Source organism: Streptomyces sp. NPDC048521 (assembly GCF_043199855.1).
Taxonomy (GTDB): Bacteria; Actinomycetota; Actinomycetes; order Streptomycetales; family Streptomycetaceae; genus Streptomyces.
On the sequence record NZ_JBICWR010000008.1, the window covers coordinates 209,337 to 233,734 of the forward strand.

Annotated in this window: 23 protein-coding genes and 1 tRNA gene; 19 read left to right on the forward strand and 5 right to left on the reverse strand. The window is 66.0% G+C overall.

What is annotated here, in order from left to right; all coding sequences use genetic code 11:
• Positions 1 to 35: 35 nt before the first annotated feature.
• The 3 genes from ACGFRF_RS20690 to ACGFRF_RS20700 form a co-directional block, all read right to left on the reverse strand.
• Complete coding sequence (locus ACGFRF_RS20690; RefSeq protein ID WP_393741897.1) at positions 36 to 335, reverse strand: chaplin; 300 nt, start codon at positions 333 to 335, stop codon at positions 36 to 38.
• 202 nt (positions 336 to 537) lie between these two features.
• Positions 538 to 1,497 (reverse strand): D-2-hydroxyacid dehydrogenase family protein, encoded by a 960-nt coding sequence (locus tag ACGFRF_RS20695; RefSeq protein ID WP_393741899.1) that lies wholly within the window; start codon positions 1,495 to 1,497, stop codon positions 538 to 540.
• Between the two features lie 448 nt (positions 1,498 to 1,945).
• On the reverse strand, positions 1,946 to 2,704 hold the full coding sequence (locus ACGFRF_RS20700) for a GntR family transcriptional regulator (protein ID WP_393741901.1): 759 nt from the start codon (positions 2,702 to 2,704) through the stop codon (positions 1,946 to 1,948).
• 79 nt (positions 2,705 to 2,783) lie between these two features.
• Between ACGFRF_RS20700 and ACGFRF_RS20705 the strand changes: the two genes are divergently transcribed.
• The 6 genes from ACGFRF_RS20705 (at position 2,784) to ACGFRF_RS20730 (ending at position 13,659) form a co-directional block, all read left to right on the forward strand.
• The gene (locus tag ACGFRF_RS20705) at positions 2,784 to 3,062 is read left to right on the forward strand and encodes a hypothetical protein (RefSeq protein WP_393741903.1); all 279 of its coding nucleotides are present in this window, start codon (positions 2,784 to 2,786) and stop codon (positions 3,060 to 3,062) included.
• Positions 3,063 to 3,585: 523 nt separating this feature from the next.
• Entirely contained in the window at positions 3,586 to 3,810 is a 225-nt protein-coding gene (locus ACGFRF_RS20710; RefSeq protein ID WP_393741905.1) for a hypothetical protein, read from the forward strand.
• Positions 3,807 to 4,550, forward strand: a complete 744-nt coding sequence (locus tag ACGFRF_RS20715) for a GntR family transcriptional regulator (RefSeq protein WP_393741907.1) — start codon at positions 3,807 to 3,809, stop codon at positions 4,548 to 4,550. Before ACGFRF_RS20710 ends, ACGFRF_RS20715 begins: the two co-directional genes overlap by 4 nt.
• Entirely contained in the window at positions 4,547 to 4,849 is a 303-nt protein-coding gene (locus tag ACGFRF_RS20720; RefSeq protein WP_393741909.1) for a hypothetical protein, read from the forward strand. The genes ACGFRF_RS20715 and ACGFRF_RS20720 overlap by 4 nt, the downstream gene beginning before the upstream one ends.
• A gap of 3,981 nt (positions 4,850 to 8,830) precedes the next feature.
• Positions 8,831 to 9,295 carry a hypothetical protein gene (locus ACGFRF_RS20725; RefSeq protein ID WP_393741911.1) on the forward strand — a complete coding sequence of 155 codons (465 nt, stop codon included), beginning with the start codon at positions 8,831 to 8,833 and terminating at the stop codon, positions 9,293 to 9,295.
• 68 nt (positions 9,296 to 9,363) lie between these two features.
• Entirely contained in the window at positions 9,364 to 13,659 is a 4,296-nt protein-coding gene (locus ACGFRF_RS20730; protein ID WP_393741912.1) for an AAA domain-containing protein, read from the forward strand.
• Positions 13,660 to 14,057: 398 nt separating this feature from the next.
• On the opposite strand, the gene ACGFRF_RS20735 is transcribed toward ACGFRF_RS20730, so the two are convergent.
• The gene (locus ACGFRF_RS20735; RefSeq protein ID WP_393741914.1) at positions 14,058 to 14,522 is read right to left on the reverse strand and encodes an NUDIX hydrolase; all 465 of its coding nucleotides are present in this window, start codon (positions 14,520 to 14,522) and stop codon (positions 14,058 to 14,060) included.
• 18 nt (positions 14,523 to 14,540) lie between these two features.
• Between ACGFRF_RS20735 and ACGFRF_RS20740 the strand changes: the two genes are divergently transcribed.
• The 12 genes from ACGFRF_RS20740 to ACGFRF_RS20795 all read left to right on the forward strand — a co-directional run bounded on the left by ACGFRF_RS20740 (position 14,541) and on the right by ACGFRF_RS20795 (position 22,159).
• On the forward strand, positions 14,541 to 15,320 hold the full coding sequence (locus ACGFRF_RS20740; protein ID WP_393741916.1) for a GntR family transcriptional regulator: 780 nt from the start codon (positions 14,541 to 14,543) through the stop codon (positions 15,318 to 15,320).
• Positions 15,321 to 15,457: 137 nt separating this feature from the next.
• Positions 15,458 to 15,814 carry a hypothetical protein gene (locus ACGFRF_RS20745; protein ID WP_171156182.1) on the forward strand — a complete coding sequence of 119 codons (357 nt, stop codon included), beginning with the start codon at positions 15,458 to 15,460 and terminating at the stop codon, positions 15,812 to 15,814.
• A 2-nt stretch (positions 15,815 to 15,816) separates the two neighbouring features.
• On the forward strand, positions 15,817 to 17,175 hold the full coding sequence (locus ACGFRF_RS20750) for an FtsK/SpoIIIE domain-containing protein (protein ID WP_393741918.1): 1,359 nt from the start codon (positions 15,817 to 15,819) through the stop codon (positions 17,173 to 17,175).
• A gap of 84 nt (positions 17,176 to 17,259) precedes the next feature.
• A complete protein-coding gene (locus tag ACGFRF_RS20755; protein ID WP_393741920.1) occupies positions 17,260 to 17,463 on the forward strand; it encodes a hypothetical protein in 204 nt (67 codons plus the stop codon).
• Positions 17,463 to 18,173 (forward strand): DUF2637 domain-containing protein, encoded by a 711-nt coding sequence (locus ACGFRF_RS20760; RefSeq protein ID WP_393741922.1) that lies wholly within the window; start codon positions 17,463 to 17,465, stop codon positions 18,171 to 18,173. Before ACGFRF_RS20755 ends, ACGFRF_RS20760 begins: the two co-directional genes overlap by 1 nt.
• Positions 18,170 to 18,370 (forward strand): hypothetical protein, encoded by a 201-nt coding sequence (locus ACGFRF_RS20765; protein WP_393741924.1) that lies wholly within the window; start codon positions 18,170 to 18,172, stop codon positions 18,368 to 18,370. The genes ACGFRF_RS20760 and ACGFRF_RS20765 overlap by 4 nt, the downstream gene beginning before the upstream one ends.
• Before the next feature lies 1 nt (position 18,371).
• Positions 18,372 to 18,563, forward strand: coding sequence for a mobile element transfer protein (locus tag ACGFRF_RS20770; RefSeq protein ID WP_393741926.1), 192 nt, complete (start codon positions 18,372 to 18,374; stop codon positions 18,561 to 18,563).
• A gap of 12 nt (positions 18,564 to 18,575) precedes the next feature.
• Positions 18,576 to 18,731, forward strand: coding sequence for a hypothetical protein (locus ACGFRF_RS20775; protein ID WP_101417603.1), 156 nt, complete (start codon positions 18,576 to 18,578; stop codon positions 18,729 to 18,731).
• Between the two features lie 24 nt (positions 18,732 to 18,755).
• A complete protein-coding gene (locus tag ACGFRF_RS20780) occupies positions 18,756 to 19,073 on the forward strand; it encodes a SpdD-like protein (protein ID WP_393741928.1) in 318 nt (105 codons plus the stop codon).
• Positions 19,074 to 19,200: 127 nt separating this feature from the next.
• The gene (gene repSA, locus ACGFRF_RS20785; protein ID WP_393741930.1) at positions 19,201 to 20,568 is read left to right on the forward strand and encodes a replication initiator protein RepSA; all 1,368 of its coding nucleotides are present in this window, start codon (positions 19,201 to 19,203) and stop codon (positions 20,566 to 20,568) included.
• A complete protein-coding gene (locus tag ACGFRF_RS20790) occupies positions 20,565 to 20,765 on the forward strand; it encodes a helix-turn-helix domain-containing protein (protein WP_356131060.1) in 201 nt (66 codons plus the stop codon). The genes repSA and ACGFRF_RS20790 overlap by 4 nt, the downstream gene beginning before the upstream one ends.
• Positions 20,765 to 22,159, forward strand: a complete 1,395-nt coding sequence (locus ACGFRF_RS20795; RefSeq protein WP_393741932.1) for a tyrosine-type recombinase/integrase — start codon at positions 20,765 to 20,767, stop codon at positions 22,157 to 22,159. Before ACGFRF_RS20790 ends, ACGFRF_RS20795 begins: the two co-directional genes overlap by 1 nt.
• Positions 22,160 to 22,333: 174 nt before the next feature.
• Here the strand turns inward: ACGFRF_RS20795 and ACGFRF_RS20800 are convergent.
• Positions 22,334 to 22,409: transfer RNA gene (locus ACGFRF_RS20800), tRNA-Arg, on the reverse strand.
• A gap of 319 nt (positions 22,410 to 22,728) precedes the next feature.
• Here ACGFRF_RS20800 and ACGFRF_RS20805 point away from each other — a divergent pair.
• Entirely contained in the window at positions 22,729 to 24,336 is a 1,608-nt protein-coding gene (locus tag ACGFRF_RS20805) for a dynamin family protein (RefSeq protein ID WP_393741934.1), read from the forward strand.
• Positions 24,337 to 24,398: the final 62 nt, after the last annotated feature.

The following is a 24,398-nucleotide window of genomic DNA, read 5'->3' on the forward strand; positions in this document are numbered from 1 at the left end:
GAGTGCCGGGGCCCTTCCCTGTCCGTGCGGCCGGTTCAGCCGCCGTAGCCGCCGTCCTCACCCGGACCCGGGTTGCCGGGGGTGTCGTTGTGCTTGCTGGTGTCGAGGCAGGAGTTGCCGAAGGCGGGGTTCAGCAGGCCGACGATGTCGACCGTGTTCCCGCACACGTTGACCGGAACGTGCAGCGGAACCTGAGCCAGGTTGCCGGACACCACGCCGGGCGAGTCGACGGCTCCACCCGCGGCGCCCGAGCCGGCCGCGGCCAGTCCGGCTCCACTGATCACCACGGCACCGGTGCCGAGAGCGACGGCGGCTGCCTTCGCGATGCGAGACATCACGTTCTCCTTTTGTTGCTCGGAAAGACGCAGCGGCAGGCCAGCCGCCGCACTTCCCGTTCAACGGTGCCGTGCGGGCGTGGTCACGGTGATCAGCCGGGGATCACCCTTTTACGGCGGCCGAGCCGAGGACGGCTGAGCCGACGGTGGGAGACGCCCGGGTACGCAGGCTCGTGGGCGGGAGGGGACAGGGCTGCGCGGCTCAGGGCAGCCGTCGTACCGGCGCCCCCGCCAGATAGGCCTGGATGTTCTCCACGGCCTGCCCGTAGTACGTCGTGTAGTTGGCGCGCGACACGTAGCCGAGGTGGGGTGTGGCGAGGAGGCGGGGTGCGGTGCGCATCGGGTGGTCGGCGGGCAGCGGCTCGATGTCGAAGACGTCGACGCCGGCACCCGCGATCCGGCCGTCGTGCAGCGCGGCCAGCAGGGCGTCCTGGTCGACGATCGCCGCGCGGGAGGTGTTGATCAGGTAGGCGGTCGGCTTCATCAGGGCGAGTTCGGGGGCGCCGACGAGGCTGCGGGTGCGCTCGCCGAGGGCCAGGTGGACGGAGACGAAGTCGCTGCCGGCCAGCAACTCCTCCTTGGAGCCGGCCCGTTCGACACCCACCTCCTCGGCGCGCTCCTCGGTCAGGTTCTGGCTCCAGGCGCTGACCCGCATGCCGAAGGCGAGTCCGACCTGGGCCACGCGGCCGCCGATCCTGCCGAGTCCCAGCAGGCCGAGCCGGCTGCCGTGCAGGTCGGCGCCGACGGTGGACTGCCAGGGGCCGCCCGCGCGCAGGGCGTTGCTCTCCTCGACGATCCCGCGGGCCAGGCCCAGCAGCAGAGCCCAGGTCAGCTCGACCGGCGGGGTGCCAGAACTCGCCGTACCGCACACGGTGACGCCGTGCGCCTCGGCGGCGGCGTAGTCGATGACGCTGTTGCGCATGCCGGAGGCGATGAGCAGCCTCAGCCGGGGGAGGCGGGCGATCAGCGAACCGGGGAAGGGGACGCGTTCGCGCAGGGTGACGACGATGTCGTAGTCGGCGAGAGCCGTGGCGAGGGCGTCCTCCCCGCCGAGGTGCTCGCGCAGCGGGACGACCTCGACCTCGTCCGCGATCACCGACCAGTCGGCCATTCCGGTGGCCACACCCTGGAAGTCATCCAGCACCGCACACCGCAGTCGCACGTCGCCTCTCCCCTCCGACGGTTCCGGATCAAGGAAAGCACGAGCTGACCGAAGGACCCAGATGACCCACACGGACACCCGGGCAGGGCCGGCCACAGAATGGCGCCCCCGGCAGGACTCGAACCTGCGGCCAAGCGCTTAGAAGGCGCTCGGTGGATCTTGAGTTATACCCCTGCTGACCTGCTTGTCTTTGTCCGGCGCGTGTGTCATCGTCTGCACTTCGACACGCATTCGACCCATGGGTACGTACGGCCTCCGCCTGCGCCCAAGAGTCCTGGGTATCCGTCAGAGCATGCATGCTCTCGTGGCCTACCGTTCGTACGACGGCGCCGTCACGGTGTGGGCCTTCGTGGTCAGCATCCTCGCCGTGCTGGCGGCGGGTTGGTACATCCGGCGCCGTAGGTAGGCCGACACCTACTGACTCCCAAGCGGCGTCTCCGACCATTCCCTACTGACGGTTGATCGGAATCTCGTAGACGATCTCGCAGTGCGCGGCGGGCACCACGATGTCCGCCGTCTCCACGGGCCGTCCCTCGTCGCTGTAGTACGTCCGCCGGATGTGCGTGACGAGCGCTGCCTTCTGGATGCCCAGGAGTGACGCCTCCTCGGCGGTCGCCTGCCTCGGCTCAGGCTGCTCCACGGTGTGGCTGACGGTGACACCGATAGCGGCCATTCGGTTCACGACCCCCGCCCCGGCGTGCGGCCCTCCCTCCGGGAGGACAACGAGAGTGCCGGCGGTGAGGTCGTACGGCTCCCAACTCGTCGACAGCTGCACGGGCCTGCCGTCGGCCAGGAACTCGTACGTGGTCCGGACGCACAGGTCGCCCTCGGCGATGCCGAGCCGCGCCGCGATGTCCGCCGGAGCCGGCACCTTGGCCTCAGTCCGGCTCTCCCAATCTCCTTGCCTGCCCACGGCCTTCATGTCCGCCCGGAACGGAGACCCGTCGGGCCGCTCACGCGCGGACGAACGGACCACCCGTACTCGCTGCCGGGGCTCGGCGACGTACGTGCCCGAACCGGCGCGGCCCTCCAGCACACCCTGGGAAATCAGCAGCTCCTGCGCCCGACGGACCACGTTCTCGCCGACCCCGTACTCCTGGCCGATCTGGGTGCGGGACGGCAGACGGTCCCCGGGCTCCCATACGTGCTCCGCGATCCGGCGCCGGAGTTCGTCGGCGATGCGGAGATAGGGCGGCTGCTCAGGCATATGGAAAATCTAGTCCACTAGCTCTAATCTAGTTAACTAGCTTCACTGAAAGTGATCGCCGGTTGACGGAGGCTGCCCTGTGCCCGCTTCGGGATCTCGCGTGGCGGCCATCGTCGCCCGGCTGTCCGCCGTCGGGCTCCCCACGCGCGTGGAGGAGTGCGACCGCTACACGTCGGTCGAAGCGGAGATACCGGAAGCGCTCTGCGCCGACTTATGGCGGGAGGTTCTGGAAGTGGTGGCCGAGGCCGATCGGTTCGGACTCCTCGCCACCAGCCTGAACGGCCGCACCCTCTGGGCGGTCGTACACAAAGCGGTCCCGGCGACGGACGATGTCGGGGGACCGAGCCATCAGCGATAGGAGCTGAGCAGCGTGCTCAACCGTATCCGCCGTGCCGTCTCACTCACCAGAGCGCGGTACGCCCCCAAGGGCAGGTACCGCCGCCCCTTAACGACGTCCCGCTCGACGGTGGTCCCAGCCTGCCCGCCGTCCGCCGATGCGTCGAGGCGGCCACTGGGCCGGGTGTCTGACATCGCCAACCATCGACTCCCGCTCGCAGGGGAGGACAACGCACTCGTCCGCCCCTACGTGCTGGCCTGGGAGCAACGAGTACGGCCACGAGCGGTGGTCGTCGCTTCCCATCTACCGGCTGAAGCCTGGTCGACCCTGGCGGGGGCCTGTTGATGTCTCCACGCCAACGGCGCCGCGTCACCGAAGCATCTGCCGTCCCCTACCGGTCGACCACCTGCCGTATCGGCACACACCCGCTCTGCACGGAGTCTTCTCCCGTCTCCGCGCCGATCGACCTGCCGGTTGTCTACGAGACGTGCGCGTGCCCGTGTCACTCGATCCCGGGCCACTCAAAGCCCAGGGAGGTGCAGCGGTGAGCGGCTGGGCACCGGGCGGCGCGCTGGTTTCCACGGTCGAGGTCACGGCGACCACCGTGCAGCGTGGCGACGTCATTCAACTGGGCGGCAGAGCGTGCCGGGTTATGGACCTCATCCAACTCCCTCAAGGCGCCAAACGACTCCTCTTCGAGTCGGGCGAGCTGCTGACCATGCACACGCGAACCCGACTCGCCGCCGTTCGCGTGCAGAGAAGGCGGTGACCCGGTCCGTGCCTTCACGCCATCACGACATCGCCGACGATCTCCGGCGCCAGATCACAACTGGCGCAGTGAAACCGGGTGAACGCCTGCCGTCCGAGGCAGACCTCGCCGACCGATACGAGGTCAGTACGGCCACACTGCGAAGTGCCCTCGCGCTCCTCCAGGGCGAAGGTCTTGTCGAGAAGATCCACGGAAAGGGCAACTTTGTCCGCCGCTCCCTCCGCAAGATCGTGTACGTCGGGGGATGGGGAACGCTGGATCCCTGGACCGCCGCTGAAGCGGCCATGCGCGTCACTGTTCGCACCGCCACCGTGCAGGCAGACGGCCACCTGACGACCTTGCTGAGGGTGCCGACGGGCAGCCCTCTCGCTGAGTTCTTCTGCATCAGCCACGAGGGGGGCTCACCGCACGGTCTGGCCCGCATCTACATCCCGCGCGACCTGGCACCGGCCAGCGTGCTGGGCGACGACTCCTCGTTGCGGGACACGACCACGAGATTCGCAGTCCTCGGCTCGGCACCGGCAACTGTCCGGGAGACGGTATGCGCTCGTCCACCGACACCGGACGAGGCATCCGCCCTCCGGATCGGCCCAACGGCGGCAGCCCTCGCGATCACACGGGTCGCGACCGACTCCACCGGTCGAGTTGTCGAGGCCGCGCTACTCGTGTTCCCCGGAGATCGCGTCAACGCGGTCTTCACCACCCACGACGTGACCGATGAGAAGGGAACCCAACGATGACGGCACCGAACGAACTGCGACTCCTCCCGTGGTCGGGGCCGGAGGGGAAGCCCTGCTACTTGGCCACCGACGACAAGGCCGGCTACATGTCCCGCCTGGCGGACAACATCGAAGCGGTGCAACTGGGGACGGCGGCCGAGTTGCTGGAGCATGCCTCCGCCACTCTGGACGACCAGGGCGCCAGCCTGGAAGACATACAACGGCTGGCGAGGGAACTGACCAGGGCGTTGCGGGACGTTCTCCGCGTTGCAGTTAGCCGTGGTCACCTCCTGGCGGTGAGCGACCCTCATCGACCCTGAAGGGGGTCGCTGCGTCGTCCCAGAGGCTGAGGCAGCTTCCTCTGCTGCGGCCTGCTGGGTGCGACGTGAGATGCCGGTCTCCTGACCGTCGGTCCCGCCGAACAAGAAGCCCGACGAAGCCCACGGTTTTGAACACCATGCCGTGGGCTTCTGCCATGCGGGGTTGGCCTCGGACGGCCCGGAGATGGCTCGGCCGCCGCAGCGCGCCTCGCTTTGCCATCGCCCTGGTCGGGGCTTGCCTCGTGAGCCAGAGCCACAACTGGTTGCCGCCGTCCAGGGTCGCTGATGTAAGCGTTGGACGTCAGCGGAACAGCCCTCGGATGGGCAGACTTCCAAAGGCTCGTCTGGCCGGTCGGCCCAGCGCCACCCCACATGTCGACGGAGTTCGATCCGGGCGCTGCCTGGCGCCGCCACCGCTCGGTCGGTGCGAGGGGGCAGGGCCGTCCCCAGACGCCCGTGTCCGGTGCTGTTGATGTCACCCGCGGATGTCAGTCGGAGCTAGCGCTTCCTGCGGATCTTGCGCTTCTTCTCCTTGGCTTCCTTCTCCTTGCGTTGGGCTACACCGTACGGGGACCACGGGCCCTGATGGATCGGGCACCGAGACGTGCCTGTCAGTACCTGACGCTGGCACCGGCCGCCAGCTTTGGTCGGGGCACCACACTTCGCCATGCTGCTTCCCCCTCCGGACTTGTGAAGCTTTAGGCACGGTGTCTCGGCTTCTGCCGGTAGGGAAGGCGCATGCCATCCCTGTCTGGTGCACGCGGGCGCATGTCGACGGCATCAGCTTGGGAAGCTTGGGGCTACGGGTTCCATTGGCTTGGTGGCCTGCTGCGTAGTGGCGACATGACATGTGGTCTGCTGGATGGGTGAGCGTTTGACCTCGGGCGCGGTGTGCCTCTGAACTGCGGTAACGGCCCACCCGTGTCCGCGGCTGTCCGCCGGCATTGTCACGCAGATGGACACTCACCATTCGGGCGTGCACGGCCTGCAAGCCGCACCAGCAGCGGTTCTGAGGGGAAGAGAATGGCACGGTGGCACTGTTAGCTGCGTGCCCTAGTGGGGTCGATGTTGCGATCCGCTGGCCTCACGCCTAGTCCCTCACCCCAGGCGGGCGCTCTGTCATGTCACTGCCGACCTGCACGTGCCTGGGAGTGCCGCGCGCTGAAAAGTCCGGTCGGCCTGGACGCACCGGCAGGTATCGATGACACTAATACGCGAGCTGAGGAGGAAGCGAACAAGAGCAACTGACCAGCGAACGCAAATGGTGACGAGGCATCGACCGAGACTCGGAAGGATGCGCAGCGCACACGCAAGTTCCGCTTTAACCATCAGAGTGAGCGCTGCAACGTACGGATCGCGCCGATACGGAGAACTAGTATGGCTATCAGAGCCATTGAAACACGCTATGCAGGTTGTAGGTTCCGTTCCCGTCTTGAGGCTCGATGGGCTGTGTTCTTCGATGCCCTCGGCATCGACTGGAACTACGAACCGCAAGGATTTGAGACCCAACACGGTAGGTATCTACCGGACTTCTGGCTTCCAGGAACGAAAGCATGGATCGAGGTCAAGGGTGGGAAGCCGACCAAGCGTGATCAGCTCAGATGCGCGGAGGTAGCACTAGCGGAGTGGAAAAGCGGACATCGATTCAGAATTTTGGTGGGCGATATCCCGCGCGCCCCATTTCTAGTGTCAGAGACGGGACCCTACGGTATCTTGTGCCAGTCCTGGACGGTCATCCCTGAAACGTCAGATCCTTTGCCCAAGCTGGGAGAGCCGCTCGAATTGGCACCCACGGTGAGGCCCGGCGACAGCGGGACACGGCAAGGATTCGCGAGAACGAGCTGGGTTCCGGTACATGAAAATGCCACAGACCTACCTGAGGCCTTGACCAAAGCACGCTCCGCCCGCTTTGAACACGGAGAGTGCGGATGACGCGGATGAGGGCTTGCAGTTAGGACTTTCGGCCCGGGCCCGTCTGCCCCTGCCTTCGACGCCTGATGACTTCCTGCAGTGTGGCTTCCAGGCTCATGGCACGGGTGTGCACCGCAGGACAGTCTCTGTCCCGGGGCAAGCAACGTGGCCTCCGGGCCGCGCTGTTGAAGGCTGTGAGGCGGTCCGCCTGCTGGCCCGCTGCGGCTGCCCCCACGGGTGGCAGAGCCCCTACAGTGACCGGCGATCTACACCTTCGCCCACCGATGGAGGCCGCTGGCCAGCGCTCCCACACCGAAGTCTGCGACACAGCGTTCACCAGCGGCACCTGTGCAGCTATCCTGAGTTGGCATCGTGTCAATTGGTCCTCGCGCTGGCGGCGAGACCGCTGGGGAGGGCGAACTCACTGTGATGACTTGGCCGACACGGTCGCTTCTCGACACCGGACAGGTCCCAGTAGGTGCTCTCGCGGGGTTCGCGCGCCGTGAGGCTCGTCGCCCGCGGCCGATCTACGGAGCGCACAAGTGGTTTGCCCGCCGATTCGGCACAGCGTTCCGTGCGCTACTGGTTGCTGCTACAACCCCACATGATGGGGACTTCTGGGCTGGCTACTACGAAAACGTTGACTTGCGCGGTCATACGGTCCTGGACACATTTGTCGGTGGCGGCACGGCCCTAGTAGAGGCTCAAAGGCTCGGAGCGAGCGTAATTGGGGTGGACGTCGACCCAGTTGCAGCCGCTGTCACCAAATTCGAGCTGAACGCTTCTGGCCAGCCTGACATAGACGTGATTGCCTCCAAGCTTCACGAGCGCGCCGCTAAAAAGCTGGCACCATTTCATGCAACCCATGGAGTGGACGGCGAGGAGCGTACAGTCCTGCATCATTTTTGGGTACAAGCAGTCGACTGCGCCGGCTGTGGGCGCACTGTAGAAGCTCATCCGAGTTATCGGCTCGCTGCTAACCCAGATGGAAGCCGACAGTGGATTATTTGCCGAAAGTGCGGCGACATACTTGAGCGTCCAGGGGGTAAGGCAGCCGCGCGTTGCGGAACGTGCCGTGCTCTTACCCGTGTCGACGAAGGTGTAGTGACGGCCGGCACGATGTGCTGCCCAGATTGCGGGCACCGAGAGCGCCTCATCGACGTAGCAGAAAGAACCGGGAAGCCTCCGGTGTGGCGATTGTTCGCTCTTGAGGTTCTAGATATTGAGCCAACCCGCCGCAGCACACCGCTATCGCAGCGTTCCTTCCAGGTTGCAACCGACCGAGACCGTGCCCTTGTTGAAGAAGCTGAAATCGAGCTCCAAGAGCGACAAAAGGAAGGACGTGGTGTAATCCCAGAGGATTATATCCCTTTGGTGCGCACTGATGATCGACTACTTCGATATGGGTATGTCCAATACCGGGATCTTTTCAACCCTCGACAACTCCTGCACCTCTCTGTTCTGCTTGAAGAGATCTCTGGGCTTTCAGCCGCGGAGAAGGAAGTCGCTGCTCTAGCCTTTTCAAATCACTTGACGACCACTTGTATGCTTACTAGTTATGCCTCCGGGTGGCGCCGACTTGTCCCGCTATTTTCCCTACGGGCGTTTCGCCATGTACCACGTCCCGTGGAAGTCAATCCTTGGTTGTTGGGAACGGGGCGTGGCACATATCCCAACGCACTGAGGCAAGTGCGCGCAGCTGTGGACTTCAGCAGGAATCCCAAAGAGTTCACAAAGGAAGGTTTCACCCCAGTACCTTCCATCGCACCTCTAGCGCCTCCCAAAGTTGTCTGCGGCAGTGCCGAGGACCTGTCACATGTAGAGTCTGAGTCCGTATCTCTTGTGCTTTCGGATCCGCCGTATCTGGACAATATTGCGTATAGCGAGCTATCCGACTTCTTTGCGCCATGGCTCCGGGCTACTGGAGTTATCAGTTCAGAGGATCCCGAAGCCGCACGACGCACGAGCCTAGCGGCATCAAACCGCAAGGCGCGCGCTGCAAGCGACTTCGCCACTCGGCTCGGTAAGTGTTTTCAAGAGGCCGCGAGAGTGCTGAATAGTACTGGGCGTGTGGTTTTCACTTACCAGCATGCCACCGCGATCGGGTGGCTGGGTCTCGCGCAAGCTCTTTCAACGGCAGCACTAAAGCCTGTGCAAGTATTTCCTCTGCAAGGTGATGGGGGGCTCGGGCTCCACGCCCACGAAGGAAACAGCATTTTCGATGCCATTCTTGTCTTGCGCCGTGCGCCGCTGTTGGCGGTCAACAGCGACGAGGACGCGGGTAATGTAGAATTTGACCTCACCATCAGCTTGGACGGAGAAGCGACTGCTCTAGGGCGCGCTAATCAGTGGGAAAGGAAGCTGAACGGCGAGATTCCTGGAGTTTACCGGGTACCGGACGATATCAACTTGAAGCGTGCTTTTCTCATTTGCGCTGCGCTTGAGGAAAGGTTTGAACGGCCAGCAGGAGAGCGCAAACTTCTTCTGCAATCGCTCATTGACGTGGCTGAACCAAGTTTCGCTAAAGCTTGCTAGATAGCTGGGAGAGCACTGTGCCGCACCTCCGGAAGCAAACACTAGGGCAGTTTCTCGCGACTCAGTGTGTGAGGCAGCTTGCCTTGAATATAGCTGCGGATGAGGCGGCGCGGAAAGACGGCATCAACGAAGTCTCTCAATTCGGGATGCCAGCGAAACAAAAGACGCGTCCAGGAATCCAGCTCATTACTAAAGCCGGCCGCGATTGGGAAGCGAAGAAGTTCGCTGACATTGAGCAAACGTTTCCTGCCGGCACGTTGGTCGGCAATGCGCGAACCACCGTAGATCCAACTACCGGAAGCACAGTAGCGGTGGGCTACTCGGTGCAGGACCTTGCTGCAGCGCTACCCAAAGTCTCCCCTGGTCACTTCCTGGTAGAGGCGCAGTACGAGGTATCGGGTAGCTTTGTACAGGCATTCGCAGGAGGACTGCCAAACCTGTCTTTTGCCATGCTGCGGCCGGACCTTATCCAAGTCCGGGACGCATCGTCCTGCCCTAGTAACCTAGAGGTTCTTCCCGACGGACATATCAGGGAACTGGACGCAGAAGACGCCCGGCTTCGACTGCGGGTTATCGACATCAAGCTTACGTCGGAACCTACCCCTGGCTATTATGCAGAAGTGACTTACTATGCCATCGCCCTGGCAGGATGGCTTGTTGACAATGCTCTGACAGACCGGTTCGTAGTCACAGCCGATGCGGCGGTGTGGCCTGGTTCGCATGAGGCTGCCGCGGTACGTCGCGCTCAGGAGCAGGCTACCGCCGGCGGCGGTAGTGGGCTTACTCCGGCTGACTTGGCCCGTGCGTTGGAGGACGACCTCGAAACCGTTCCCTTTGAGGTCTTCTCCCTCTGGCTACGTCAGTTCTTCAGCGGCCCTTTGGCTGAGGCAGTGGCGGCCGGCGCTAAGTGGCGGGATCTGCCCTGGCATGTAGACAACCGCTGCCGGAACTGCGATTGGCTCGGGCAGAAGTGGTATGAGGATGGCGAGCCTTCATGGGCCGCAGATCATTGCATCCCCACCGCTGAAGCCGACGGACATCTGTCTCGTGTCGCATTCCTTGGAAGAGGGGCAGCAGAGGCGCTCCGCCAAGGAGATGTTGAGAACGTTCCAGATTTGGCGACGCTCACAGATGACGACGAGGTATATGAGCAGCATCAGAGTCTAAGGGCTGGGCGTACCGTTATCGGCTCTCGCGCCAGGGTCCTTACCGGCGAGGCAAACGCTGCGGTTATCCCGAATGCTGGTACATCTGCTGTAATGCCAGCGTTCGCGAATCTACGTCTTCGCGTCGCTACCTACTTCGACGTCGGCTCTGGTATTACGCTGGCGTTTGCGTTGAACGGGTACTGGGTTAAACCTGACCGGTCAACTAAGGCGTTCCCGACTGAGGTTTATATCGTGGAGCGTAAGGATCTATCTGATGAGCTAGAGAGGCTTCAAGCTTTCCTGGCCAGGATTAATCAGATTCTGGAAGAAGTGCATACCGCGCAGGGTGACGCGACCTATCAGGTCTACATTTGGGACCAGGCTCAGTACGAGCACCTGACACGAGTGATTGGGCGTCACCTCAACGCCATCGTTGACCCGCAAAGTGGGATTGCTGACCTCGCCTGGCTTTTCCCACCAGAGAACCTGGCTCCTAACCCGCGCATGGCGACCCGGCGGAGTCCCATCACTGTGGTGAGGGACGCGGTTAGGGCTCTAGTAGGAGCTCCGGTCGCGCACTACTACTCCCTGCTGGAGTTGGCCAAGGTTTATCAGCCTACCCGCCTTGAGCGTGCATTCGACGTTAATCCCCACCCGATGTTTCAGGATCCACTCTCGGATCAGATCCCGTCTGAACGGGCACATGAGATCTGGACCAAGGTCAAGCCTCGACCTGCTACCGCTAAAAGGCCGGCTCAGCGTAGGGACTATCAACAGGTAATCTCTGACTTGCGTCGGAATGTTGATCTCAGGATTCGGGCTTTGCAGCTCGTGACTGATCGTCTCGGCGAGGATCTGAAGGGTGTACTCAAGGCTGCGGCACCGGAAATCAGAGTTGGCCCGCTAGACAACGTTTCCAAGTTGGCTTCTGATAGCCATTTGTGGTTGGGGCATTGCCAACTCAACGCCGCCATCCAAGAGGTGGAGGTATACACGAGCCGCGCCATGCCTGTGCATGAGCGCGAGGCGCGCTTTCGAGCTGCGAGGCTGCCCAGCAGGATCATCGGGGATGAGGCTGCCGCAATTCTCCGTTCGCGGCGGGTAGACGAGAGGCCGGGAGTTCGCGTCTACGAGATCGGTGCAGGCTCGCGAGAAATGAAGATCAAGGACGGGGACATAGGTTTTTGTATCTCGTCCGCTGAAGATCCGACGTTCCTAGATCGACCGATATTTCCGTTGAAAGATATTCCCGGTATGCCGGAGTTGCGGCCATGGGAGTTCCGTTGGCGCCTCGACTCGGTCACCGAGTGTAACATCGTCGCCTTTGATCGTTCCGATGGTTATGTCATTCTGGAACTCAGAAATCCACAGATGGTGGAAGCCCTTGAGAGGGTGGGTTTGGCGTCGTTCGAGCGTGACGTAGTCCTTGATCAAAAACCTGTGGAGTTCCTCACGAGGCGAGTACAGGCCGCCCTTGCGTATATCGGCAATCCCCTGATAGCTCAGCAATCGGCGAACAGGGATGCGGCTCGCGCCACTGGGCAAGAGCGGCGCCGTAGAGGGGCTCGAACCTCGCCGCTTACTTGTGCTGGTGAAGTGCTCTGGGGAGCTCAGAGCATGCTAGAGCAAAGTAGTGCGCGAAACATGGTCGCTGCTGAAAAGGCTGCTAGTCAGCTCGGCGAGCTGAACCCTTCTCAGCGCGCTGCCTGGATCCAGGCGTTGACACGGCGTATGTCATTGATCTGGGGCCCTCCGGGGACGGGGAAGAGCCATACGCTGAGGGCTATCATCGTGTCTGCTCTCGCGGCTGCCGCCGAAGGTGATCAACCAATTCGAATCTTGGTAACTGGGCCTACCTACACCGCAGTCGACAACGTGGTGGGGGCCAGCTTGATCGAGGCGCTGCAAAAGGTTGTGGCAGGGCAGGTACATGTGGCCCGCGTACGTTCTCCCCAGCGTTCAGAGGACGAGGTTTCGAGCGGTATCAACGACGTTCCTGTCGACAGTCGGAATCCGGCGCCCGAGCTCATCGAGCTCCTGAACGACCTCACGACCTCGTCAGGTCTGACCCTAGTCGCGGCGACACCTCAGCAGGCGTCCAATCTCACGGTCGCGGCGAACGGTGTCAACGGTGCGGGCGATACTCCCGGCGCCCACCTCTTCGACATGCTGATCATCGATGAGGCCTCGCAGGTCGACGTAGCTACCTCGACGCTCCCCCTAATCGCACTGGCCGATGGTGCGTCAGTGATCGTGTGTGGCGACGATCTCCAGATGCCGCCCATCCACTCGGTGGCCCCTCCGCGGGGGCTGGAAGCGATGGTCGAGTCGATTTACACGTTCTTGCGTGTGTGTCGGGACGTCGTGCCTACTATGCTGTCAATCAACTACCGGTCCTGCGAGGACATTGTGGGGTTTGTGCGGCGAGCGGGATACGCAGAACTCGAATCGCACTCACCGGATATGCGGATGGCACTGGTATCCCCCCTACCCGAGCAGAAGCCGACGGACTGGCCGGCGTCACTGCCCTTCAGTCCGTCGTTGTCTGTGCTGCTTGATCCCAGTCGCCCTGCCTCGTCGTTCGTGTATAGCGAGGGTCTCGCTAGTCAGTGGAATGCCTTTGAGGCGCAGGCGACTGCGGCGATGATCCGTCTGCTTTACGGGCGTCTTGCCAGTCAGGTTTCCGGTGAGAAGACGCTTGGCGTGCAATCAGGCATGAAAGCGGTGGACCGGAAGGCGGCTACTGCCCAGGAGTTCTTTACGAGTGGTGTGGGTGTTGTAACCCCGCACAGGGCTCAGCAGAGTCTCGTCGTGTCAGAGTTGGTGAAGGCATTCGAAGGTGTCCCCGAGGTGACTGAAAAGCTCCTGAGGGAAGCTGTGGACACTGTCGAGCGGTACCAAGGGCAGCAGCGTGACGTCATCATTGCAACGATGGCGTTGGGAGATCCGGACGCCATCGCGAATGAGGACGAGTTCCTCTTCAATCTCCGTCGCTTCAATGTGATGATCTCGCGTGCAAGGGCGAAAGTCGTAGTTCTCTCCTCTCGTGAGGTTGAAACGCATATGCCAGGTGATCCAAAGGTGTTGGAGGATTGTCGCCTGCTGAAGGCTTACCTGGGGCTCTATTGCGACCGCGAGTTGGACGTTGAGCTCAGTTGGTTCCGCAGAGGCAGCGATGAGCGGGCGCAAGTTGGCTCTATCCGCTGGCATGGGTAGAGCAATTTTCCGCCAGCCCCATCGCTCGCGTTACTGAGGTCAAGTAGGGCGGCGGAGCGGGTTTGGCCGGTGGCCTGCCCGGTTCGGGGTCGAGCATGAGCAGGGGGCCGTACGCTGATTGGCAACTCGGGCAGGCTTTGGGCCTGACCGCAATGTGCACGAGTGGCCCCCTGGTCTTGCTCGACGCGGGACCCGGACCGGGGAGGTGGCTAAAGCCGTGGAGCCGGCCGCCCCAGCCACGACGTACCCCTTTTCTGGCATCAAGTGGCTGATTGCTCTGAGCGCGGCACGGACGCCGGCCGGGCTGGAGCGGGGCGGAGACAGGAGCGCAGGCCCGGCCGGGGGCCGGGCGGCGCGCGGTGAGCGGAGCGAGCCGCCTTGATGAAGGAGAGAAGGTTTTATCCCGCTGGGATGAGCCGCTTGCCGTCATGGCTACGCACGTGGGGGCCGTTGTCGTCCAGGGCGTCCAGGAGTCTGACCGCGAAGACCTCGGACATGCGCTCGCTGACCTCGTCGGGCGTGAGCCAGGAAACCGCCGTTGACTCGCTCGACGTGCGCTCGGTGCCGCCGGACGGCTTGCAGCGGAAGACCAGGGCCACGATGCCGCGGGTGAGGTTCTTGTAGACGCCGGTCAGCTCGTCCACCTCGACGTGGATGCCCGTCTCCTCCAGGACCTCGCGGGCTACGCCGGCCTCGGGGGTCTCGGTGAGTTCGAGGATGCCGCCGGGGAGCTCCCAGGTGCCGTTGTCGGCTCGGCGGATCGCCAGGAGGCGGCCGTCCTCGCGCACCACCACTCCGGCCACGGATACGGAGTGCAGGGGAGACGGCGTCGCTTCCTGTGCTTGACTCATGTAGAGGAGCATAGGAGGCAGAGAAGGACTATGGGAACTGCGGCTGGAGGGGTCGGGTCCGGACCTCGGTACGTGCAGATCGCGGACGAGATCGTGCAACAGATCCGGGCGGGGGTCCTCAAGCCTGGCGACATGGTGCCGAGTGAGTCTGAGCTGGTCGAGCGCTATGGCGTGTCCGGCGGGACGATCCGTAAGGCCATGGTCGAGGTGCGGGCAAGCGGGCTCGTAGAAACCCGGCATGGCAAGGGCTCGATCGTGAAGAACCGGCCTCCGGTGCGGCACCGCTCCTCCGATCGCTTCCGGCGTTCGCTCCGGCGGGGTGGACAGGCGGCCTATCTTGCGGAGTCCGCGCAGTCCGGCGCCACCGCCAAGGTCAGCGTTCTCTACATCGGGCCCACGGAGGCGCCCGAGGATGCGGCCCAGCGGTTGGGCGTTCCGGCCGGTACGCAGGTACTGGCTCGCCGGCGTCTCTACTTCCGTAACGGCACCCCGGTCGAGACCGCGACGTCGTACCTGCCCTGGGACGTCGTGAAGGACATCCCGGAGCTGTTCGCCGAGAACCCCGGCGGTGGTGGCATCTACGCCCGACTCGAAGACCACGGACACGAGTTCGCGGAGTTCGTCGAGACACTGCAAGCGCGGCCGGCCTCCAAGGCGGAAGCCTCAGAGTTGGCGCTGAGCCCGGGGGCACCCGTGGTTCACCTGATCCGGGAAGCCCGTACGACCGCAGGTCTCGTGGTCGAGGTGTGCGACACCCTCATGGCCGCTGACCAGTTCGTTTTCGAGTACCGGATCCCTGCCGCCGACTGACGCGCACTCAACACCCGTTAGCCCGTCACGAGTTCTTCTTCATGGCGGGTTGACTCATGTACATGAGTCGGGCACTCTTCTTCCTGTCACTCATGTACATGAGTGACGGAGTCCAGCATCTATAGAGGAGTGATCCTGTGCGTCAGATCCCCGTTGACACCTCCGGCGCCGTTGTGATGGTCGCCAAGTCTCCGCAGGTCAAGGTCCGTGACCGCCGTACCGGTGAGATCGCCACCGACGCCGAGACCGGGGCCAAGTTGATGACGGTCGACGTGATGTTCGCGGCGAACGAGGAGGTGGAGATCCTCTCCATCACCGTCCCGGAGCCCGGCATCACCGGAGAGCTGGCCATGGGCACGCCGGTCGCGCTCACCGGTCTGATCGCTCGGCCCTGGGAGAACGACTTCAACGGCCAGAAGCGGCACGGCATCGCGTTCCGCGCGGTCGCGGTCACTTCACTCGCCGATGCCGCCGCAAGGCCCAAGGCGGCCTGATCATGACCGCCTTAACGGTCGCCCTGGTGCTGGTCGCCGCCGCCGTAGGTTTTCTGCGGTGGCGGCGCCCCGCCTGGTACTGGTTGACCTTCGGGGTCACGCTGGCCGTGGTGCGGGTCCTGGTTCGGTACGGCTCGGTCATGGACGCGTGCGGGCTGACCGTTCCGCCCGCGCGGTGGCGGCTCGCCCTCGCCCGTGCCACCAACCGGCCGATACCGGGGCCACGCGCCCCGCGCATTCTGCGGCTGCGGCCGACTCGTACCGGCCTGGTCCTGCGGCTCAAGCTCCGGCCTGGGCAGGACGCCTTCGACGTCGCCGCCGCCTCGGACCGGCTCCGGCATTCCTTCTCGATGTACGGCGTGACCTCGCGGGAACTGCGCTCCAGCGTCGTAGAGGTGCGGATGACCGGCTATGACGTACTCAAGCGGGTGCAGATGCCGGCCGAGACCGAGAGCCGGCCGATGCGGGTGCCGGTCGCCCTGCGGCAGGACGGCTCGGTGCACTACCGCGACTACCGGGCGATACCCCATGCCCTCACCCTCGGGGCCACGGAGTCCGGGAAGTCCGTCTACCAACGCAACCTGGTCGCCGGACTCGCTCCGATGGACGTCGCCCTCGTCGGCATCGACTGCAAGCAGGGGGTTGAGCTGTTCCCATTGGCCCGCCGGTTCTCCGCGCTGGCCGACAACCCCGACACCGCCGCCGACGTGCTTGATGCGCTCGTGATCCGGATGGAGCGCATCTATCAGGTCATCCGGGCTCAGCAGCGCATCGCCGCGGGCGTGCCGGACGCGGAGATCGCCGCCGACATCTGGGACCTGCCGGCCGATCTGCGCCCGACCCCGGTCGTGGTCCTGGTCGACGAGGTTGCCGAACTCGCCCTGTTCGCCAACAAGGAGGAGGAGAAGCGGCGGGACCGCATCATCACCGCCCTGGTCCGTCTCGCCCAGCTTGGCCGCGCGGCCGGCATCTACCTCGAAATCTGCGGGCAGCGCTTCGGCTCCGAACTCGGCAAGGGCATCACCATGCTCCGCGCCCAGCTCACCGGCCGTACCGCACACCGCGTCAACGACGAGACCTCCGCCAACATGGCCTTCGGCGACATCGCCCCGGACGCCGTCCTCGCCGCCATCCAGATCCCGGCGGAGATGCGGGGGCTCGCCATCGCGGGCGACTCGTCCGGAGGGTGGCACCGCATCCGCGCCCCACACACGTCGCTCCGGCAGGCCGTGAACATCTGCAACCGGCATGCCGACCGGACCCCGGACCTGCCTGAGCTGGCTCCGTTCCGGCCCGTCTTCTCCGCCGCCGCTGCCGCTCCCATGTCGCTGGCCAAGGCTGCTCCCTCGGCCACCGTCTGATCCCTCTCTCATCCCCACTGGTCGGCGCGACCGCCTTCGCGCCAAGTCCCTACCCCGCGATGCCCAAAGAAGGGAGATCCCGCTGTGTGCCCGAACTGCGAGGACTTCGCCCGGACCGTGCTCCTGCTCGGTCAACTCGCCCTCTACGCCGACACGAACGGCGCCGACCTCGACTTCGTCGAAGCCGTCAGTCCGTCCCTCGCCGTCTCCCTGCCCGAGCCGCCGCCCGGCGCGTTCCCGGACGGCTACGACTCCGACGGCGGCCCCGCCTACCCGGGTGACTCCTGATGGGTGCCCGTCACGGCCTCCGCGTCGACGCGGTCCTGGTCCAAGCCGTCATTGCCGGCGCCCTGTCCTTCGCGCACCTGCACGACCTGGCCTCCGCCGCAGGACAGAACGGGTGGAAGGCATGGGCCTACCCGGTCAGCGTCGACCTGCTCCTGGTGGCCGCCTGGCGGCGTCTGCGCAGTGATGGCCCGTCCCGGCTGGCCTGGTGCTGGTTCCTGGTCGCACTCTGCGCCTCGCTCGGTGCCAACGTCGCCACCGCCGGGTTCCTCGACCTGACCGACCCGCCCGCCTTGCTCCGCCTCGGCATTGCCGGATGGCCTGCTCTTGCCTTCCTCGGCGGCACGCTCCTCGCCCACTCGTCGGCTGTGGAGTCGAAGCCATTGCCGTCGGCACCCGTTGCGGAGGCGGAGGGAGCCGAGCCCCCAGCCCAGCAGCAGACACCAGACGCCGAAGCCGCTTCGGCCACAGAAGCCGTGGCCGAACCTGACGCGGTCCCCGCCCCTTCGGACCAAGCTCCCGCCCAGGCTCCTGCTCCTCCGGTCCCCGCCGTCCTCGTCGACCACGCCCGCAAAGTCGCCGACGAGTACCGCGCCCGTACCGGGGCCCCTATCGACCCCGACACCCTGCGCTCCCGTCTCGGCGTCCCGCCCCACCTCGCCGACGCCATCGCTGCCCATTCGCCTGATCGGCGAGAGAGGAAAGACCTGTGATCCGTGACCCGGCCGACCTGACCGCCTCCGACTACCTCGACGGTGCCCGTGAGATGGCCGCCGCCAACCGGCCCTTCCTCGCCCACCTGCTCGCCGAGGAAGCCGCCCGCCTCACCGCCGACCCGACCACCGCCGCCGGCATCCGCGCCAGCTTCCCCGCCCCGACCATGACCTCGACCCGAGAGGAAACCGACTGACATGCCCGCCCGCGACCACTTCCACTCCGTGATGCGCATCGGCCCGGTGCAGATCGGCACGCACCGCGAGCGCAACGGCCACACAAAGCACGCCGCCGTGTGCAGCTCCGACGGCTGCGGCTGGTCCGCCGACTACTCCAGCCAGTCCGCGGCCCAGCTCGCCGCCCGCACCCACCGCTGCCGCATCCGCTAGGAGACATCCGCCATGCAGGTCCCGCTCTGGCTCGCGCTGCTCGTCGTCGGCTACCTCGGCGTCAAGCTCATCCGCCCGCCCGCCTGGCTCATCGCCGTGCTCCTGCTCGGCGGCTTCCTCCTCGCCGACAGCGTCCTCGCCCCCGCCATCAACGCCCTCGTCAAGTAACCAGCCCGCGAGAGGAGACCACCGATGTTCCGCCCGAAGATCCCGACCATGCCCACGCCGACCGGGCTCGGCACACCGCCCGCCGTCGTCGAGCCGACCGCCATCACCCCGAACGCGGGCACCCCGCCGGTCGCCCCGACGGCTCCGACGCCGTCCCGGCCCACGGTCCAGCTCACCCCCGGCACCGCCCTCGCCCTCGTCGGCGGCGGCACGGCCGTCGTCCTGGTGCTCGGAGCCGTCCTGGTCTCCCTGCTCCTGGCGGTCGCCATCACCGGAGCCTCGGTCGCCGTCTGCGCGGTCGTCCTGCGCTCCCTGCTCGCCTCCGACGCCAAGCGTCGCTGACCGGCACCCGGGCGGCCTCGATACCGCCAAGCATCCGCCGCCCGGGCGCCGTCCCTGTCCGATCTCGCAACCGGAAGGAACCCCAAGCATGGCCCACCGCGCCTCACCCGCGACACCGAGTGCGCCCATGCCCGACACATTGCTTGACCCGATCACCCTCGGGGACGTGCTCCGGGTGGCCTCGGCCTCGGACTACGCCCGCTGGGAGGACCAGATCCGCCGCACCGGCGGCTGCTCCGACCCGATCCACCTCACCGGCTGGGTCCTCCACAAGGACAAGACCACCGGCGAGACCCTGCACCACTACTCCACCGAAAAGGAGCCGGGCGGACGCCTCCGCCTCGCCTGCGGCAACCGCCGCGCGTCCCGCTGCCCGTCCTGCGCCTGGACCTACGCGGGCGACACGTACCACCTGATCCGCGCCGGCCTGGCCGGAGATGACCGCCGCGACATTCCCGCCACCGTCCGCGATCACCCGCGCGTCTTCGCCACCCTCACGGCTCCCTCGTTCGGCCCGGTCCACAACCGCCCCGATCACGGCACCTGCCGCTGCGGCACCCCGCACGCGCCCGACGCTCCGGAACTGGGCACCGCCCTCGATCCGGACAGCTACGACTACGCGGGCGCCGTGCTGTTCAACAACCACGCCGGTCAGCTTTGGCAGCGCTTTACCACGCGACTCCGCCGTGAACTCGCCGCCCGCGCCGGCCTACCCCGCCGGGAACTCGCCGAACACCTCCGCGTCTCGTACGGCAAGGTCGCCGAGTTCCAGAAGCGCGGCGCCCTGCACTTCCACGCCGTCGTACGCCTCGACGGCCCGGAGGGGCCCGGGACACCCCCGCCCGCCTGGGCCACGGTCGACCTCCTCACGGACGCCGTACGTGCTGCCGCAGCGCACTCGTACACGTCCGTATCGGTCCCGGCCGCCGGTGACGAGCCCGCCCGTACCTTCCGCTGGGGCCGACAGCTCGACGTCCGCCCGGTCAAGGCGTTCGGTGACGGCTCCGACATCACCGAACAGGCCGTCGCCTCGTACGTGGCCAAGTACGCCACCAAAGCCGCGGAGAACACCGGCACCCTGGACCGCCGTATCGGCGAACTCGCCGAACTCGACCGCCACCAGGTCCCCGACCACACCCGGCGGCTCATCACCGCGTGCCGCGACTTGGACAGCCTCTACCCGGACCGGCGCCTCTGGGCCTGGGCCCACATGCTCGGCTTCCGCGGGCACTTCTCGTCCAAGTCGCGCACCTACTCCACCACCCTCGGCGCCCTCCGTCAGGAACGAGCCGACTACCGCGCAGCCCAAGAGGCATCCGTCCTGGGCCTCGACGACCGCGAGCCGGACACCGTCCTCGTCCTGGCGGACTGGCAGTACGCCGGCCACGGCCACACCCCGGGCGAAGCCGCCCTCGCCGCGACCATCGCTCGTGACCTCCAGACCAGCCGCGAGACCGCCCGCGAAGCCCTCCTGAACGAAGGGAGCACGGAATGACCACGGCCATCCGGCCACGACGCACCATGCTCACCCTCGCGGAGGTCTGCGAGGAACTGGCCATCTCCCGCTCGACCTTCTACGACTGGCGGGCCAAGCGCCGTGCGCCGCGCTGCATCAAGCTCCCGAACGGCGACCTCCGGATCCGGCGGAGCGACCTCGATCACTGGCTCGACGACCGCGAGGACGCCGCCTGATGGAGACGACGTACGACGTGAAGATCTACAAGATCCTCACCTACAAGGGCGCCCGGAAGACCACGTACACCGTGCGTTGGGTGGTCGCGGGCAAGCGCTGGCGTGAGCCCTTCAACACCGTCGCGCTCGCCGAGGGTTTTCGCTCGGAACTCATCCGGGCCACGAGCAAGGGCGAGGCTTTCGTCGTCGCCACGGGGCTCCCGGTGTCCCATCGCTCCAAGTCGGCTGCCATGAGCTGGTACAAGTTCGCCGTCGAGTACGTGGACGCCCGTTGGCCTCAACTCGGCGGCAACAGCCGCAAGAACATCGCGAAGACCATGACGGCGACCACCATCGCGCTGTTGCGGGCCAAGCCCACCCAGTTCGCCCCTGCGGCCGTGCGCACCGCGCTGCGTGAGTGGGCGTTCAACACGAACCGACGCCCGGACGCGCCCCGAGACGTGGTGGCCATCCTCAAGTGGGTCGAGCGGAATTCCCTGCCCGTCTCCGCCTGGGAGGACCCGGAGAAGGTCGATCAGGTCCTGCAAGCCATCGACACCCGCCTCGATGGCAAGCAAGCGGCGGCCTGGTCCCGGAAGCGCAACCGCCGGATTCTCAACGTCGCCATGAAGTACGCGATCCGGCGGCGCATCCTTCGGGCCAATCCTCTTCCCAAGGGCAAGGAGTCGACTGCGGTCACGAAGACCACCAACGCCGTGGACAAGCGGTCCTTGCTGAATCCCGAGCAGGCGGCGGCCATCCTCGTCTGGATACGGCGCCGGCCGCGCGGCGGCAAGCGGCTCCATGCCTTCTTTGCCACGCTGTACTACTGCGGCCCCCGGCCCGAGGAAGCCGTAGCCATGCGGGTGGAGGACGTGACCCTGCCGGAACCCGACGCTGACGACCAGTGGTGCGAGTTGCTGATCCACACGGCGACGCCGGAGATCGGGAAGCAGTGGACCGACACGGGGGAGATTCACGAGCAACGTGACCTGAAGGGCCGAGCGGAAGGCGAGACGCGCACGGTGCCGGGGCATCCGGCCCTCACGCGCATCCTGCGGCAGCACATCGAAGACGAACAGCTCCAGCCGGGTGATCTGCTCTTCCAGGGTGAGTCCGGCGGCATCCTCGCCGGGTCCGTCATCCGCCGGGCGTGGCGCAACGCACGTAAGGCCGTACTGCCTCCGCACGTCTACGAGTCGCCCACCGGGCGCCGCGTGTACGACAACCGCAACACGCGGCTGACGAAGTGGCTCAACGACGGGATCCCGCCAGCCCAGGTGGCTGAGTGGGCCGGGAACAGCGTGGCTGTGCTCCTCGCCACGTACGCCCGATGCGTCGACGGGCAGCTGCCGGACCTCAAGCGGCGGCTCGAAGCCGCGGGTGACCTGCCGGAGCTCCCTGACGCCGGCTGATCCCCAGCCGAAAACTTCGACACGTATTCGACACGGCCACCCGCGAAAACCCGGTGACAGCCGGACAGCCCCGGACCCGACCCTTGATCAACAAGAGGGTGTCCGGGGCTTCGTCGTACCCGCTGACAGCCGCTCTGACCAGCGAAAAGCCCTCCCGAGCGGGAGGGCGGAAACTGGCGCCCCCGGCAGGACTCGAACCTGCGGCCAAGCGCTTAGAAGGCGCCTGCTCTATCCACTGAGCTACGGGGGCCTGGTGGGTGGCCTCGTACCTGGTGCCCTGGACGGGCAGACCCGTGACGTTGCCGGGGACAAGGATAGGGCTCCTCGTTCCTTGACCCTGTCGCTTCGCCTCCGTGGCTCGATGTGGAGGTTCGGTGAAGCGGTCCTGATAATCGCAGGCAGGTACGAATCGTGCACCGGATTTGGCCTCCGACGCACCGGGTGTTGTGCACTCGTTATGCCTGGACTGTGCCCGTGTCCCAGTCGCCCCTTAGGTCCGATCTGTCCCGTCGGCACGCAGACATGTCTATATGCTTCAGAATTCCCCTAAAATTGGGCATTCTTCGCATGTGGTGACCTTGGACGTACGGCCTCAGCTGCTCGACACACTCTCCGCTCTGCGCGACCGTGTCGCCGCCGCACGCTTTCCGCTGCCCTTGGCCGGGGCCCCACGCGCGCGTGCCAACCGTGACGAACTCCTCGCACAGCTCGACGACTACCTCGTGCCCCGGCTTCGAGAACCCGAGGCGCCGCTGCTGGCCGTCATCGGCGGCTCCACCGGCGCGGGCAAGTCGACGCTCGTCAACTCCCTCGTCGGGCGGCGCGTGAGCGAGGCGGGCGTGCTGCGGCCGACGACCCGGACGCCGGTGCTTGTCTGCCATCCGGAGGATCATCACTGGTTCAGTGCCGCGCGCGTGCTCCCCACGCTCACACGCGTGTGGACGCCCCACCAGGACCCCGTCGACGATCTCCTCGGCCCCGGCGAGAATCCCGGGCGCGTGCTGCGCATCGAAACCGTCGACAACCTCCCGCGCGGGATCGCCCTCCTCGACGCCCCCGACATCGACTCCCTGGTCGCCGACAACCGTGTCCTCGCCGCCGAACTGATCTGCGCCGCCGACATCTGGATCATGGTGACCACGGCCGCCCGTTACGCCGACGCCGTCCCCTGGCACCTGCTGCGTACCGCCAAGGAGTACGACGTCACCCTCGTCACCGTCCTGGACCGGGTCCCCCACCAGGTCGTCTCCGAGGTCTCCCGGCAGTACGGCGCCCTGCTCACCAAGGCCGGGCTCGGCGACGTACCGCGCTTCACCGTGCCCGAGCTGCCCGAGTCCGCCTGGGGTGCCGGCCTGCTGCCCTCCACCGCCGTCGCGGCCCTGCGCAGCTGGCTCGTCCACCACGCGCAGGACCCCGCCGCCCGGCAGCAGATCATGGCCCGTACGGCCCACGGCGTCCTCAATTCGCTCAAGGCCCGCATGCCCGAGCTGGCCAGCGCCGCGGCCGCCCAGTACGCGGCCGCCCTCCGGCTCACCGCCGCCGTGGACTCCGCCTACGACATCGAGCACGCGCGCGTGCGCGGCCGCCTCCAGTCCGGCGCCGTCCTCGCCGGGGACGCTCTCAAGCGCTGGCGGGCCTTCCCCCTGGACTGCACCCCCGGCGAGCTGCTCGACGCCCTCGTGGAGAGCCTGGCCGCGCTGCTGCTGTGCTCCGTCACCGCCGCCGACGAGCGCATCGACGAGGTCTGGCGGCGTGAGCCCGCCGCGGGTGCCCCGGAGCTCACCGACCGCGACACATCCCTGGAGCGCGCCGAGCACCGCATCGGTATCGCCGTACGGCGCTGGCGGCGCGAGCTGGAGGAGTACGCCGAGGACGAGGCGCGCGAACTGGAGCGAACGGTCGCACCCGATTCCGAGGTCGTCGCCGCCCTGGTCGCCACCGCGCTGCTGGGTGGGCGCCGGGCGCGCAGCGCGGGTGAGGGGCTCGCCGAGCGGCTCGGCGCGCACGGTGCGCTGCGTCTGCGTGACCGCGGCGGACGCCTGCTCAACGAGCACGTGGACCGGGTCATGCTCGCCGAACGCGAGCGGCGCCTCGCCCCGCTGGACGCCCTGGACGTCCATCCCGAGCCTCAGGCCGAACTCATCGCCGCCCTGTCGGTACTGCAGAAGGAGAGGTGACCGGTGACCGCCGTCACTGACCAGGACCACACGGATCACACCGACCACATGGGGCGCGCCGA